The 15,769-nt window shown below is 33.6% G+C and carries 9 protein-coding genes; all 9 read right to left on the bottom strand.

Annotated elements, in window-relative coordinates; genetic code table 11:
• Positions 1-164: 164 nt before the first annotated feature.
• A complete protein-coding gene (gene araA, locus ACH5TW_RS12310; protein WP_439336806.1) occupies positions 165-1,670 on the bottom strand; it encodes an L-arabinose isomerase in 1,506 nt (501 codons plus the stop codon).
• Between the two features lie 19 nt (positions 1,671-1,689).
• Positions 1,690-3,279 (bottom strand): solute:sodium symporter family transporter, encoded by a 1,590-nt coding sequence (locus ACH5TW_RS12305; RefSeq protein ID WP_439336805.1) that lies wholly within the window; start codon positions 3,277-3,279, stop codon positions 1,690-1,692.
• 47 nt (positions 3,280-3,326) lie between these two features.
• Positions 3,327-4,034 (bottom strand): L-ribulose-5-phosphate 4-epimerase, encoded by a 708-nt coding sequence (locus ACH5TW_RS12300; protein WP_439337514.1) that lies wholly within the window; start codon positions 4,032-4,034, stop codon positions 3,327-3,329.
• A 4-nt stretch (positions 4,035-4,038) separates the two neighbouring features.
• Positions 4,039-5,712: a ribulokinase gene (locus tag ACH5TW_RS12295; protein ID WP_439336804.1), complete on the bottom strand. Its 1,674-nt coding sequence runs from the start codon at positions 5,710-5,712 to the stop codon at positions 4,039-4,041.
• A gap of 124 nt (positions 5,713-5,836) precedes the next feature.
• Positions 5,837-6,523 (bottom strand): NUDIX hydrolase, encoded by a 687-nt coding sequence (locus ACH5TW_RS12290; RefSeq protein ID WP_439336803.1) that lies wholly within the window; start codon positions 6,521-6,523, stop codon positions 5,837-5,839.
• 23 nt (positions 6,524-6,546) lie between these two features.
• The gene (fsa, locus tag ACH5TW_RS12285) at positions 6,547-7,203 is read right to left on the bottom strand and encodes a fructose-6-phosphate aldolase (RefSeq protein ID WP_439336802.1); all 657 of its coding nucleotides are present in this window, start codon (positions 7,201-7,203) and stop codon (positions 6,547-6,549) included.
• A 10-nt stretch (positions 7,204-7,213) separates the two neighbouring features.
• The gene (locus tag ACH5TW_RS12280; protein ID WP_439336801.1) at positions 7,214-9,250 is read right to left on the bottom strand and encodes a transketolase family protein; all 2,037 of its coding nucleotides are present in this window, start codon (positions 9,248-9,250) and stop codon (positions 7,214-7,216) included.
• 381 nt (positions 9,251-9,631) lie between these two features.
• On the bottom strand, positions 9,632-12,925 hold the full coding sequence (locus ACH5TW_RS12275) for a DUF5107 domain-containing protein (RefSeq protein WP_439336800.1): 3,294 nt from the start codon (positions 12,923-12,925) through the stop codon (positions 9,632-9,634).
• 8 nt (positions 12,926-12,933) lie between these two features.
• A complete protein-coding gene (locus ACH5TW_RS12270; protein WP_439336799.1) occupies positions 12,934-15,762 on the bottom strand; it encodes a DUF8487 domain-containing protein in 2,829 nt (942 codons plus the stop codon).
• Positions 15,763-15,769 lie beyond the last annotated feature (7 nt).

The raw sequence follows: 15,769 nt of genomic DNA, 5'->3' as shown, positions 1-15,769 counted from the left end.
TTAGTACACTATTTTATATTCTATTTGGTATTAGTCGTTAAGAACTAGACTATCTAACATTAAAAATGTTACCAATATTTATGTTAAATATTTACTTTTTTAAACAAATACAAAAAGACCACCTTTTCAGGCAGTCTTTTAGTTTTATTAATAAGTTTTATTACTTAATAACCTTTATTTAAAACATAAGCAGCATCATTCCAACGAAGCTCTTGTTTAAATCTGTATAAATCTGTTTTTTCATCTATTAGTAAAAACTCTATATCCATTATTTCAGCATAATCTTCTAAAGACTCCGCAGAAATATTTTGACTATAACAAGTATGATGAGCACCTCCAGCATAAATCCAAGCTGCTGCTGCAGTTTGTAAATCTGGTTTAGCATCCCAAAGCACACGCGCCACAGGAAGTTTTGGTAAATCATTTTTAATATCGACTGCTTCAACAGTATTTACAAGCATTCTAAAACGATTCCCCATATCTACCACAGATGCATTTAATGCTTTACCTGCACCACCGTTAAACACTAATCTTACAGGATCTTCTTTTCCTCCTATTCCTAACGGATGGATTTCACAAGACACATCGGCTTTAGCAATTGACGGACAAATTTCTAACATATGAGATCCTAAACAGGTTGAGTTATCTGGATCGAAATGATAGGTGTAATCTTCCATAAAGCTATTACCGCCTTCTAAACCAGCTCCCATAACTTTCATGGTGCGTACTAAAGCTGATGTTTTCCAATCGCCTTCACCACCAAAACCATAACCACTAGCCATTAAACGTTGTGTTGCAATACCTGGCAATTGTTTCATACCATGTAAATCTTCAAACGTATCGGTAAATGCTGTATAGCCACCTTCTTCTAAAAAGGCACGCATTCCTAATTCTATTTTAGCGGCATCTTTTAAAGCAGATCGCATCGTGCCATCTGTTTTAATTTTTGCTGCCATTACATAAGTATCATCATATTCTTGAACAAGTCTATCAACTTGAGCATCTGAAATACCATCAATGTATTTTACTAAATCGCCAACACCGTAACCATTAACTTCATACCCAAATTTAATTTGAGCAGATACTTTATTTCCATCGGTTACAGCAACTTGTCTCATATTGTCTCCAAAACGAGCCACTTTCATTTTTCTACTATCGGCAACTGCATTAGCAACGCGACACCAATCGGCAACTTTTTTAATTACTTTTTCGTTTTGCCAGTGTCCAACAACTACCTTACGGTTTAAGCGCATTCTTGATGCTATAAATCCAAACTCACGACCACCATGTGCCGATTGGTTTAAATTCATAAAATCCATATCAATAGAATTCCATGGAATATCTCTATTGAACTGCGTATGTAAATGTAAAAATGGTTTTTGTAAAGCATTTAAACCTGCAATCCACATTTTAGCTGGTGAAAAAGTATGCATCCAAGTAATAATACCAATACATGTATCATCATTATTAGCCGCTTTACAAATGGCATGAATCTCTTCAGGCGATTTTACCGTTGGTTTAAAAATGACATTTACTGGAATAGTTGTATTTGCTGTATAAGCATTTGCAATTTCCTTTGAATGTTCGGCTACCTGTTTAAGTGTTTCTGGACCGTATAAATCTTGACTTCCAGTTACAAACCAGATGTCTCCTTGCTTAAAATTGATCATTATTTTTAAAATGTTTTTCTTATGATAAATAAATGTAAAGTCCGACAACTGCAGCAACAACTGTATATCCAACTGGTTTTAAATATTTCCATTCAGTAATATCAACTTGTTTAGTATATACTTGTTCATAATCAGTTTCTCTTGGGAAGAACTTACTAACAACAAACATAATTAATACTACAAGAACGAAAAGCGCTCCCATTAAATGTAAGAAATGTGGAAAATACGAACCAGACTCTATACACATTGGTCTAACAACATACAATAAAATTAAATAAGTAATAGCACTAAATAAGATGGCGATATTAGCAGCTTTTCCTGATACACGTTTAGAAAATATACCAACAATTATAATAGCTAAAATTGGCACACTGTGCGTCCCGTTTAATTCTTGTAAATATGTAAAAATACCACCTTGTACACCATACAATAAAGGCGCTATTGCCATTGAGAATATAGCTAAAACAATACCAAACGTTTTACCAGCTTTTACAACTTGTTTTTCAGAAGCATCTTTGTTTATATATTCTTTATAAAAATCTAATCCGAATAATGTTACCGAACTATTTAAAGCACTATTAAACGAACTTAAAATAGCTCCAAAAAGAACAGCTGCAAAGAAACCAATAAATGCTACTGGCAACACAGCTTTTACAACCATTGGATATGCCTCATCTGCATTTGCTAAATCACCATTAAAAATGTAAAAAGCAATAATACCTGGCAGTACCACAATAAATGGCCCTAATATTTTAATAAATGCAGCTAACAAAAGTCCTTTTTGACCCTCTTTTAAATTTTTAGCACCAAGTGCTCTTTGAATAATAGCCTGATTGGTTCCCCAATAATAAAAATTCACAATAATCATTCCTGTAAAAAGTGTCCAAAATGGGACATCAGAATCTGGCCCTCCAATAATATCAAACTTTTCAGGAAGCTTCGTTACTAATCTATCTAAACCAGTAAACACATTACCATCACCTATTTTCATTAAACCAAAAATTGGAATTAATGATCCCCCAACAATTAATCCAACTGCGTTAATTGAATCTGAAACAGCAACAGCTTTTAAGCCTCCAAAAATAGCGTAAATACTACCTATTATACCAATAGTCCATACAGTTACCCATAAGGCTGGTTCTGCTTCCATTCCTAACATCTCAGGAATATCAAACATAGTGTTTATTGCTAATGCTCCAGAATATAACACTGTTGGTAACATAGATATAGCGTAACCTAATAAGAATAATAATGAGACAATTGTTTTTGTGCTTTTACCATATCGGTTTTCTAAAAACTGAGGAATGGTAGCAATTCCACTTTTAAGATATTTAGGCAGTAATACAAATGCTGTAAATACCATCGCAATAGCAGCTATAACTTCGTATGCCATAATTGGAATACCATCTCTAAAAGAAACACCATTCATTCCCACAATTTGTTCTGTAGATAGATTGGTTAACAGTAACGATCCTGCTATAACTGGACCAGTAAGACTTCTTCCACCAAGAAAATAGCCATCTGATGAACTCTCATCTGTTTTTCGTGTAGACCACCATGCTATAACAGCAACAAGTAATGTAAAGGCAACAAAAGATAAAATACTCATATTTATTTAGTTTAATTAATATTAAGGTTAATTGGTTTATTTTATTTTTAACATCCTTGTCCGTAATAAGCATCAGTTCCATGCTTACGCTCAAAATGTTTCTTTTTTAATGCATCTTTCAAAATAACAGCATTTGGATTAATCTGCAAAGTTAAATATGCCATTTTTGCAACTTCCTCACAAACAGCACTATTATAAACGGCTTTAGCAGCAGTTGCACCCCAAGTAAATGGCGCATGGTTGCCAACTAAAATCATTCCTATTTCATTATAATCCAAGCCACGCTCTTTTAAGCAATCTATAATTTGATACCCAGTCATATGTTCATAATCTCCAGCAATATACTCATCTTTCATTGGTGGTGCACAAGGAATATCAGAGATTAAATGATCGGCATGTGTGGTTCCAAAAATTGGCACATCTTTAATAGCCTGAGCCCAAGCAGTTCCATAAGTAGAATGTGTATGTACCACGCCTCCAATATCTCCCCATTCTTTATATAAAACAGCATGTGTTTTTGTATCTGAAGAAGGCCTCATAGTTCCTTCAACTATTTTAGCATCAAAATCACAAATCACCATATCTTCAGGCTTCAAATCTACATAAGGAACACCGCTAGGTTTTATAGCAAATACACCTTTATCTCTATCAACAGCACTAGCATTACCAAATGTAAATAGCACTAAGCCTAATTCTGGAAGCTCCATATTGGCTTCGTAAGCTTCTTCTTTTAATGTTTTATAGATACTCATAATTTTATTATTGCATGATATGATTTTCCATAGCTATACATAATTCGCTATAGTTTTTATATACTTCTTTATAAGCTTCTACATTTTCTTTTATAGGCTCATAGATCTTTTCAAAAGGACTTGCCATAGCATTCATTGCAGATTCTGTATCTACATAAACTCCTGCTGTAACTGCTCCAAAAATAGAAGCTCCTAAAGCACATGCTTGTTCCGATTTTGCAACTTTAATTGGGGAATTTAAAACATCTGCCATAACTTGCATAACAAAAGATGATTTTTTTGCGATACCACCTAATGCAATTACACCTTTTACAGGAATACCTTCACTGATAAATCTATCGGCTATTTTTTTAGCTCCGAAGCAAGAAGCTTCTACTAAAGCTCTAAATACTTTAGGCGATGTACTTCCTAAATTAATTCCAGAAATAACTCCTTTTAAGTTTTGATTCGCATCTGGTGTTCGTCTTCCATTCATCCAATCTAAAGCCAGTTCTCCTGAAGCACCAATAGGTTCTTTTGAAGCTGCTATACTTAATTTCGGAAGTATATTAGCTATTGATTCTTCAACTAATTTTTCTTTTATATCTTCACTTATTAAACTAGAATCTCCAATAAGTTCTTTAATTGGCCAAGAAATTAAACGCTCGTACCACGCATAAATATCGCCAAAAGCAGATTGTCCTGCTTCTAAACCTAACATATTTGGTACTACTGACCCATCTACTTGTCCGCAAATACCTTTCACTAAATGCTCTTCTTCTTGTAAAGGCGTTACTAAAATATCGCAGGTTGAAGTCCCCATTACTTTTGTTAAATAATAAGGCTCTATATTAACGCCAACGGCTCCCATGTGACAATCGAAAGCACCAACAGCAATTTCAACAGATGTTGATAACCCTAATCGTTTTGCCCATTCCTCTGAAAGTGTTCCAACAGAAACATCAGAAGTATATGTTTCTTTATACAATCTATCTGTTAAACCATCTAAAACAGGATCTAGAGCAGCAAAGAAATCATTTGGAGGCAAACCACCAAAAGATTCATGCCATAAGGCTTTATGACCTGCAGCACAACGACTACGTTTCATTTGACTAACATCATTTCCTCCTGTTAACAAAAATGGCACCCAATCGCAATGTTCCACCCAAGAATGCGCTGCTTCATATACTTGCTTATCTGCTCTTGAAACGTGTAAAACTTTAGACCAAAACCATTCTGAAGAATAAATCCCACCTTCAAATTTAGAATAATCAATATCCCATTTTTCACAAAGCGTATTAATTTCATCAGCTTCTTTTATTCCGGTATGATCTTTCCATAAAACAAACATCGCATTTGGATTTTCTTCAAATCCGTTTAACAACGCTAATGGTGTTCCGGCTTTATCAACTGCAACAGGCGTAGACCCTGTAGTATCGACACCAATACCAACTATATTGTTTACAACATCTTTAGACACCTGAGACACCACTGCTTTAATAGTATTCTCGATTCCTTCAATATAATCTAAAGGATGTTGTCTGAATTTATTTTTTGAAGGCTCACAATATTTACCGCTTTTCCATCGTGCATAATAATGAACGGCAGTAGCCATTTCTTGCCCCGTTAGAGTATTAACTATTAAGGCTCTCACTGAATCTGAGCCAAAATCCATTCCTATGGTATATTTTACATCACTCATAATATTAATCTAAATAGATTTTATTGCTGACGGCAAGATAAGACATATTTTTATAAGTGTAACATAGACGCTTATAAATTTTAAACAAAAAAAAGCAACTTATATATAAGTTGCTTTTTTTATATTATAAATTAAAGTTTTGTTCTTTATTATAAAGATCTTCATCAAAACAATAGAAATATGCACCTTTTCTAGATTCGGACATATCCTTCTCTTCTAACTTGACTAAAAACCTCATTTGAAAAACTTTCCGTCTAAAATTTCTTTTATCAATAGTTTCATTCAAAATACCTTCATAAAGCAATTGCAACTGTGGCAAAGTGAATTTTGGAGGTAATAAATTAAAAGCTATCGGGAAATTTCTAACGCGTCTTCTCAATCGTCTTATTGCTGATTCTACCATATCTTTATGGTCGAAAACAAGTTCTGGAAGCGCATCAATAGGAAACCACTTTGTGTTATAAGCACTTACTTTTTCTTCATCGTACTCTGATTTCAAAATCATAGCACTATAGGTTGTCGATATTACTCGACCTGATGTATCTCTATTCGCTTTACCCCAAGTACGAACCTGTTCCATATAAATATTCTGCAAACCAGACAAATTATATAGAACTCTATTAGCGGCTTCATCAAGATCTTCATCATTACCAATGAAACCGCCAATTAGAGACCATTTACCTTTTTCGGGTTCGAACCCTCTGTGAATTAAAAGCAACTCTAATCTATTGTCATTAAAGCCAAAAATAATACAATCAACAGCTAATTTTAGCTTTTGCGTTTCTTCGTATATTCTACTTTCAATTCTCATTTATTACAATCAACAACTATTAATTATTGATTTCCTTTTTTATAATCTTCTAAAAACTTAGCTAAACCGCTATCTGTTAAAGGATGTCTTAATAATCCAGTAATTGAAGATAAAGGACCTGTCATAACATCAGAACCTAATTTAGCACAGTCAATAACATGCATAGTGTGACGTACTGATGCCGCTAAAATTTCTGTATCAAAACCGTAGTTGTCATAAATTAATCTAATTTCAGCAATTAAGTTTAAACCATCTGTAGAAATATCATCTAAACGCCCTAAGAAAGGAGATACATAAGTTGCTCCAGCTTTTGCTGCTAACAAAGCTTGACCAGCTGAAAACACTAGTGTTACATTCGTTCTAATACCTTTATCTGAAAAATACTTACAAGCTTTAACTCCAGCAGCAATCATAGGTAACTTAACAACAATTTGAGGGTGTAAAGCAGCTAATGCTTCACCTTCTTTAACCATACCTTCAAAATCTGTTGAGATAACTTCAGCACTTACATCGCCTTCAACTAAATCACATATTTTTTGATAATGTGCTAAAATATTTTCGGCTCCAGTAATACCTTCTTTTGCCATTAATGATGGGTTTGTCGTAACACCATCTAATACTCCTAAAGCCTGAGCTTCTGCAATATCATCTAAATTTGCTGTATCAATAAAAAATTTCATATCTGTAGTTTTATACTGTTTTTAAATATTCTAATACTTCTTTGCTTACTTTTTCTCCTGTAAAACCAAACTTATCATCTAGTACAGTTGCTGGTGCAGAATAACCAAAGTGATCTAAACCAAACACTTTACCGTTAGCTCCAACCAAACCTTCTAAATTTACTGGTAATCCTGCTGTTAAACCAAATAAAGGTTTGTTTTGAGGAATTACAGAGTTTTGATATTCTTTAGATTGTAATCTGAAAACACCTTCTGAAATTACAGAAGCAATATTTACTTTCAATCCGTTTTCAGCTTCTAAAATTTCTGCTGCAGCAAATAACGTTGCTACTTCCGATCCGTTTGCTACTAAAACAACATCTGGATTTTCAACTTCTTTAACTAAATAACCACCTTTTTCAGCAGCTAAAGCATCACTATATCTTGAAGCTCCTTTTGCAGGAAGATCTTTAATACCTTGTCTAGACAAAATTAATCCTGATGGTGTCGTTTTATTTTCTAAAGCCATTTTCCAAGCCACACTTGTTTCAGCTGAATCAGCAGGACGTAATGCTAAGAAACTTGGTTTCCCACTATGGTTTTTAAGTTTTTCTAACAAACGAATTTGAGCTTCTTGTTCTACTGGTTGGTGTGTTGGTCCATCTTCACCTACACGGAATGCATCATGCGTCCAAACATATTTCACACCTAATTCTTGAATACCACTTAAACGAATGGCTGGTTTCATATAATCTGAAAACACAAAGAATGTAGCAACTACAGGAATAATTCCTCCGTGTAATGCTAATCCGTTTGCAATACAAGCCATAGTTAACTCAGCAACACCTGCTTGTAAGAACGACCCTGAGAAATCACCTTTTTTAAGTGCATGGGTTTTCTTTAAGAAACCGTCTGTTTTATCACTGTTAGATAAATCAGCAGAAGACACAATCATGTTTTCTACGTTTTCAGCTAAATAAGCTAATACTCCAGAAGAAGCAGCTCTAGAAGCTAATCCTGCTTTATGCTCGATAGATTCAAAATCTAATTCTGGTAATTCTCCAGATAAGAAGAAATCTAATTTTGCAGCAAGATCTGCATTTGCTTGTCTCCAAGCTTCAATTTCTGCTTTTTTCCCTGCTGCCTTAGCAACTTTTTCTTTTAATATATCTTTATAAAAAGTACTTACATCTTCGTAAATATCAAACGGACTTTCAGGATTTGCTCCTAAGTTTAATAAAGTCTTAGCATAATCTGCTCCTGTATGTCCTATTGGCTGACCGTGTAATTCACACTCACCTTCAAACATAGCGTCGTCTGCAGTCACACAACCTTTACCCATTATTGTTTTACCAATAATTAAAGTTGGTTTTTCAGTTTCATTATTAGCATCTGTTAATGCTTTTCTTATTTCATCATGGTTATGACCATCGATGGTAACAACTTTCCACCCCCATGATTCATACTTCATTGCTGTATCTTCAGTAGTCACCTCATCTGTAGATGTTGACAATTGAATATCGTTAGAATCAAAAAACATAATAAAGTTACTCAACCCTAAATGTCCTGCAATTCTACCTGCACCTTGAGATATCTCTTCCTGTACACCACCATCAGAAATGAAACCATAAACTTTATGATTCATCCAGTCTCCAAAACGAGCTTGTAAAAACTTTGCTCCAATTGCAGCACCAATACCCATAGTATGACCTTGACCTAATGGTCCAGATGTATTTTCAATACCTCTAGCTACATCAACCTCTGGATGCCCTGGTGTAATAGAACCCCATTGTCTAAAATTAGCAACGTCGTCCTTTTCATAATTACCTAAAAGATAATACTGCGCATACATTAAAGTAGATAAATGTCCTGCATCCATAAAAAAGCGATCTCTAAAAGCCCATGTCATATCAGATGGATCGAAATTAAAGAACTCTGAGTATAAAATATGCATAAAATCTGCACCTCCCATTGGCCCTCCAGGATGTCCTGAATTTGCTTTTTCTACCATTGCCACAGCTAATGCTCTAATATTATCTGCCGCTTGTTGATCTAATTTTTTGTTCATTTCAATTTTGGTTAATTTAATAGCTTGATGTGTATTGTTGTTTTTCTATTTAATTTCCATAATATTTTAAAGTTTTTACAACAAAAACTATTATTAAATACAATAGAAACTTATATTTGCAAATATAATATAAAAAATCCATAAGTGTTACAAAAACACTTATGGATTTTTTGTTTTAAAACGCACGAACAACAACCTCTATCTTAAATAATTAAATAAATTAACACCAAGAATAATCACCTAATATATGCAAAGCCCTTTATTTTAAATGTTTCTGAAGGATTAACACTTTTACAAAATATGCAATCGGTTGCGTAAAATATTTTTATCTTTTACTAGAAAAAAATCATTGATTAGAAAAAAAACAAAGAATTTTATATCTTATAAAGCCATATTTTGATGAATTTTTGCAGCTAAATGATATAAATTTTGGTCTAAAACTTTATTAAAAGCTTCTTTTGCCCCTTCTAAGTCTTTCAACCCTAATTTCCCTAAACCAATTAAATAATAACAATGTACTTTATTAAGATCATTTAAATCTTCTTCCCATATTAAAAGATCTGGTAATGAGATTGCAAAATAATCTAATTTTATATGGTCGTTCATATGAGCTTTACCATAATTTATTAAATTATTGAATCGATAATTGGCTTCTTCTATTTTTCCTAACATAAGCAAAGCCAATCCTTGATAAAATATTTTGTCTGGTTGCTGATCGTTATAGAAAATAGCCGGACTAGGATCGCTAAGCCCTTCAGAAGCTAATTCCCAACTAGCTTCGGCATTCTCTAATTCACCTAATTTTTCATAAGCACAACCTAACCAATAATTAATGTCGTTTTCTTGAGTACCATGTAACTTACCCTCTCCTAAATTATGAGGATATACTTGAGCAGCTTCTAAATGCGTAATCGCCTTTTTATAATTACCTGTTTTTATAGTTTGCTTCGCTACTTCTACTTGAGCTGTTATGTGCTGAAAAGAAACTTTGCCTTCCCCGCCTTCCCAAGGATGGAATTGTCTTTTTTGAACTAAATTTAAAGCTTTAGAAAAATTACCTTTAAAATTATACAAAGCAACACGTTCTAAATATAAATCGTCTCTAGATTCTGTTAAATCGATATGCTTTTCTAAGATATCTAATCGCTCATCAACAGAAACATTCATCTTTTTATAAAGCTGATCTAACTCCATTAACAAACGTGCATCTGTAGTATCTAATTTAAAAGCAGTTTCTAAATGTTGCTTTGCTAAGCCTCTTTTATTCTCTTTATTGAAGTATAATAGGGCTAAATTTCTATGCGTAATAGGGTTTTCATTATCTAAACTAACAGCTGTTTCCCATACTTGCTTAGCATTTGTATATTGTTTATTTGCATACCAAAAGTTACCTAAATAATAACATGCAATTGCATCGTTTGAATTAAATTGAATAGCAGATTGCAGCACAATAACTTCTTCTAATCGATTTGGAAAACAATAATCGCTAGACATTTTTTGTGCTAATCCATAAGCCTTTTTAGCTTCTCCTTCATTAAAATTTTGCTCGTGATACCATCCTAAGAAATAATAAACCATTGGATATAATTCTTTTTTAGTATCAATTAATAAACCAATAAAATCTATGGCTTGATTAAATTGACCACATTGCGCATAATCTAAAGAGTATTCAATATAATTATGGTCGTAATTTCTTAACAGATTTTTTAATTCATTAAGATTTTCTTTATCACTTGTTAAAAGATACTTTTCATATAATACACCAAAATTGAAATTATCTATAGCTAAAGAATCTTTTACTAGTTGAATGGCCTCTTCAATTCTTCCTAGCTTTTTTAAAATGATAATTTTTAAATGACGCGCTTTATGATTGTGCCAATTTTTAATTAAGGCTTTATCTATATGCTCCAAAGCTCTTGTGTAATTAACTTTTACACAATCTATTTGAGCTATATTAAAATAACCTGCATCTTGCCAAGCGGCATTCCAACATGATTTATAAAATGCAGCATAAGCTTCGTCTGTTCTTCCCAAATATCGAAGCGCTAAACCTCTATTAAAATAAGGTTCGCCATCATACGGGTTTGGATTACGTTCTATTAAGGTTTCTATAGCTTTATCAAAATATTCTAAAGCTTTTTCGAATTTCGCTTTTTTAAGACACCATAAACCCATAGCGTTGTTACATCGTACATCATAAGGATCGCGAGACAAGCCTTCTAAATAATAATCTGTAGCATTATAAGTCGCATGTCTATATTGCTCTAAGTGCTGGCCTCTTAAGAATAATTGTTCGACACTTTCTATGTCTTTTGGTTGTTTTGCAGCAACTGCAGAATTAGGAATATCACCTTCTTTTAAGGATTTCGGCGACCATGACACTAATGTAGTTCCGCTAGCATCTTTTACTGTAGCTGTTAAATCTTGATAAGAAGCTCCTTTTAAAGCAATGGTTTTTTCAAAACCATTTTTAGGATCTAAATCTTGATCTATTTCAAATAATACTTTTTCTGAAGATTCTAAAATTAATTTACTCTTTGGATATATAGATGTAACATGAACTTTTACAGTCACTTCTTTTTCTGATGCTTCAATATTTAAAAGCGCTTCTTTAGTCGCATTTTTTACAACTCCTACATTATAATAGGGCATAAAATACTGCTTAAACGTTTTTTCTTCATAAGGATGCATCCATGAAAAATCGGGCTGATTATCGGTATACACTCCACACATTAATTCAATATAAGGCCCGTCACTATCTGTTAAATTCCTATCCCATGCTTTACCAAAATCGCCATTACCCCAAGTCCATTGTTTTTTTCCTGGAGACACATGATGATCTGCCACATGAAGCAATCCGCCTTTGGAATCATTTTCATAACCGCCCACAAAATCGTAATCAGACTGAATAGCCATATAAGACGTTGGAACAGGAATGTTTTTATATCTTGAAATATCGGTTCCTGGGGCATAATCGACTTTATAATATTCACCTTTTGCTATAGGAAATTCGGAAACATCACGTTTTCCATGATCGAAAACAGCATTCACATCTGGTGGAAAAACAGATTGATAATGATCGTTAACAGCAACGGCTGGATTTGCCCACCATAAAAAGGTTTGTGGATGCGGTGTACGATTATATAATTGTGCTTTAATTTCTAAATACGCTTTATCTGGATGCAATGTAAATCCAGCCATTCCTTTGGTACGGAACATACGCTCTACTTCGCTAACCCAAACCGTAACACTTCCATCTTTATTTTCTTCAATTTTAAAATCGGTAGGATCATAAGTACTTGGTCGGTGATGTTGTGGCCAGTTAAACTCAATACCACCAGAAATCCAAGGTCCTGTTAAACCAACTAAAGCCGGTTTAATAACTTGATTATAATACACAAAATGGCGTTCTCTAATTTTATCATAAGCCATTTGAATCCTTCCTCCCAAGGCTGGAATGACCATGATTTTTATATAATCGTTTTCAATGAAAACGACTTCCCATTCTTTATCTACTTTTTCATCACTTATTTTTTCTATTACAGGATGCGGATATACAGCACCACTACTTGCTTGATAGACTCTTTTGTCTAAAAAAACAGGATATTTCTCTGGTGTTCCTACCTCGTAAGTTGGAATCACAACAATCTCTTTCCAAGCTTTAACTGCATTCATTTACGTTACTATTTATATAAATTTACAATGGATTTGATATCTAATTCGACTGAAGGATTGAAAGCTTCAGAAACCATATATTTTTTCAAACTATAAAGCAATTGCTGTGCTTCTGGTCTATTCTCTATATCTGATATTAAGTCGACTCCTGAAACTAATAGTTTTCCTTCACCTATTTTCACTTCAAAGACCAAAGCCAATCTGCGATTAGTAAACCAATCGTCAATGACTCGCACCACTGGTTTTAAATCTGGTGAAAATTCATCTAGAATAATTGCATTGGAATGACTCATAGCATCCCACCATTGCCAATTAGAATGATATTCTGTTGGAAATTCAGTTAAAGCAGGATGATTAGGATTACACAAAACTCCTAAAGTATGAGGCTTTTGTCCCTGAGTCCATGCCGTATTCCAGAAAATACTTGAAAAACCAATACCTACTTCACCGCCTTTTTCAGCTTTCACACTACCTTTTTTGGTAGTCAACAAAACCTTTCCGCCATTTTTCAAATAAGAAATAGTAGCTTCATCTAAAGCATTAACTACTTTAAACTGTGTTTTATCTATTTCTTTTTTTATGGAAGGATACACCCAAACATCCCAACTATTTGAAAAATCACCAACATTTACAGTCAGTGTTAGTTTTTGAGATGTTTTGATTTCATTTAGACTCACATCTATCTCCCCTAAAGGAATACCATTATCTTGAAGGATATCTCTTTTTTCAAAATCGCCTTGTTTAATTACATTTCCAGAAACAGCTGTAAGTTTCCATGAGGTTGTAGCATTCCTTAATGGATGCTCTCCAAAATGTGCGACTTCAATAGCAGCTTCTAAATTTTCATTATTAAAAAACACGCGTTTCTTTAAACGTGCTAAAGGCACTGTTTCATTACAAAATCTACTATATTCTTCAGGTGAAATATAACCTTTTTCATCCCAAAAGGCATCTAGCACACCAATTAAAGCAGTGCCTTGACCTGGGAAATCATGTAAATCTAATAACTGAAATCCTCCAAAACCTTTAGTTCGTAAAGCCGCTTCAATATCTGCTTTATAACATAGCGCTTGTAATTTACCAGAAGCTAACATTAAACTATCTGAAAGTTGCCCCATGTGATTATCTTCCAAAGTTTCTTTAAAAATCTCAAAATTCTTTGGCTTTAAAACACCTGTGTATTTTGCAATTTCCTTAAAATTTGGATAGACACACCACTGTCCTATTTCATGGCTCACATATGGCATTGGTATCGTATCTGTAAAATAATTAAAATCGAAATCTGTTTGAGGTCTCTTATTTATAATGCTGTTTTCTCCTTCACCCCACCTCTGAATACGTGCATACGAATTATTATAATAATCTAAATTATCTAAATAAGGTCTATCAGCTGCTCCTGTATAAAGTCTACGGTTGTCAATTTTTCTAAAATGATCTACATATTTTCGCAAATAGGGTTTGTGATTTCTTCGAAGTGGCTCATTACCAGAAGTCATCATTACAAAAGAAGGATGATTACCATAAGCATCTAAAATAGCTTGCGTTTCCTTATACAACCATTCATCAACTGGAAAACCATCACCTATAGACGAATTACCATTTGGCCAAGTAGAAGCTTCTATTTGCAAATAAACTCCTAATTCATCGGCTGCTTCTAAAGCGGCTTCAGGAGGACACCATGAATGAAAACGCATATGATTTAAACCATGTGCCTTAACAATCTTTAAGATTCTTTTCCAAGAGGCAACATCTGTTGCTGGATAGCCTGTTTTTGGAAATATGGCACATTCAAGTGTGCCACGAAGAAAGACAGGTTTGTCGTTTATAACAAAACGAGTGCCTTTCGTTTTAAACTCTCGCATACCAAAAGTAACTTCTCCAGTATCTTCACCTAAAGGTGATTTTAAACTCAAAGACATCGAATACAAATTAGGGTGAAATTCATCCCAAAGCAAAGGATTATCTCCCATTGGATAATCTAATTCAAAAGTACCTTCAGTATTAGTTTCAATATCCTTTATAACCTCTTCTAATAATTGAGGATTCTCTCCAACACCTTTTACTTTTACTCGCAATTGGACTTTTTTATTTTCACCTGTACTATTCTTAATCGCTCCAATTATGGTTACTTTCTTCTGAAGTACATCAGGAAAAATTTTCACATCTTTAAATACTATTGAAGATTTAGCCTCCAATTTAATAGCTCCCATGATGCCATTCCAATTTGTTTGCGTATGATCGGTCATACTATGGGCATTTATACCAGGATTAATATCATGAATGGCATTATCTATTCTTATTGAAATAGTATGCTTACCCTCAGGCAAACTTCCTAAATCATAATTATGAGGCGTACCTAAACTATTTTGCATGCCTACATATTTATTATCAATCCAAACTTGTGTTTCCCAATGCGGGCGCTCTAGTTTTAATTCTATATTCTTAGTTACCCATGATGAAGGAATATCAATTTCTTTCTGATACCATGCTACACCTACATAGTGTTTATTAGGCTGAAGCCAAAAGGGAATCTTTACATTTCCGTCAGCTCTATATTTAGCATACTTTTCAACCGTATACCATGCACTATCCACAATTTGCCCAGTCCATTTTGTTTTAACAGAAATATCGTTTCCTTTACCATTCTCGGTCATAGAGCCTGGCAACTTAACTTGTTCAGGTAATTTTTGAATATACCACTTTTCAGAAATACCTTTATTTAGTGAATCGATTTTAAATTGCCAATCACCAGATAAATCGAACTCTCTAGGTTCTTGCTTTCCACAAGAGACTATGACTAAAAAGAGAAGTACTATAGTTATGTTTATAAATTTCATACTATGA

The sequence above is a fragment of the Thalassobellus sediminis genome (assembly GCF_044386045.1).
Classification (GTDB): domain Bacteria; phylum Bacteroidota; class Bacteroidia; order Flavobacteriales; family Flavobacteriaceae; genus Thalassobellus; species Thalassobellus sediminis.
The sequence above is the reverse complement of the archived record's forward strand: the minus strand, read 5'-3'. Positions and strand labels throughout refer to the sequence as shown.

Coding starts and splice junctions, on each gene's coding strand:
- ACH5TW_RS12275 (WP_439336800.1), bottom strand. CDS start 12,925: ATGAATGCAGTTAAAGCTTGGAAAGAGATTGTTGTGATTCCAACTTAC.
- araA (WP_439336806.1), bottom strand. CDS start 1,670: ATGATCAATTTTAAGCAAGGAGACATCTGGTTTGTAACTGGAAGTCAA.
- ACH5TW_RS12295 (WP_439336804.1), bottom strand. CDS start 5,712: ATGAGTGATGTAAAATATACCATAGGAATGGATTTTGGCTCAGATTCA.
- ACH5TW_RS12290 (WP_439336803.1), bottom strand. CDS start 6,523: ATGAGAATTGAAAGTAGAATATACGAAGAAACGCAAAAGCTAAAATTA.
- ACH5TW_RS12280 (WP_439336801.1), bottom strand. CDS start 9,250: ATGAACAAAAAATTAGATCAACAAGCGGCAGATAATATTAGAGCATTA.
- ACH5TW_RS12305 (WP_439336805.1), bottom strand. CDS start 3,279: ATGAGTATTTTATCTTTTGTTGCCTTTACATTACTTGTTGCTGTTATA.
- fsa (WP_439336802.1), bottom strand. CDS start 7,203: ATGAAATTTTTTATTGATACAGCAAATTTAGATGATATTGCAGAAGCT.
- ACH5TW_RS12270 (WP_439336799.1), bottom strand. CDS start 15,762: ATGAAATTTATAAACATAACTATAGTACTTCTCTTTTTAGTCATAGTC.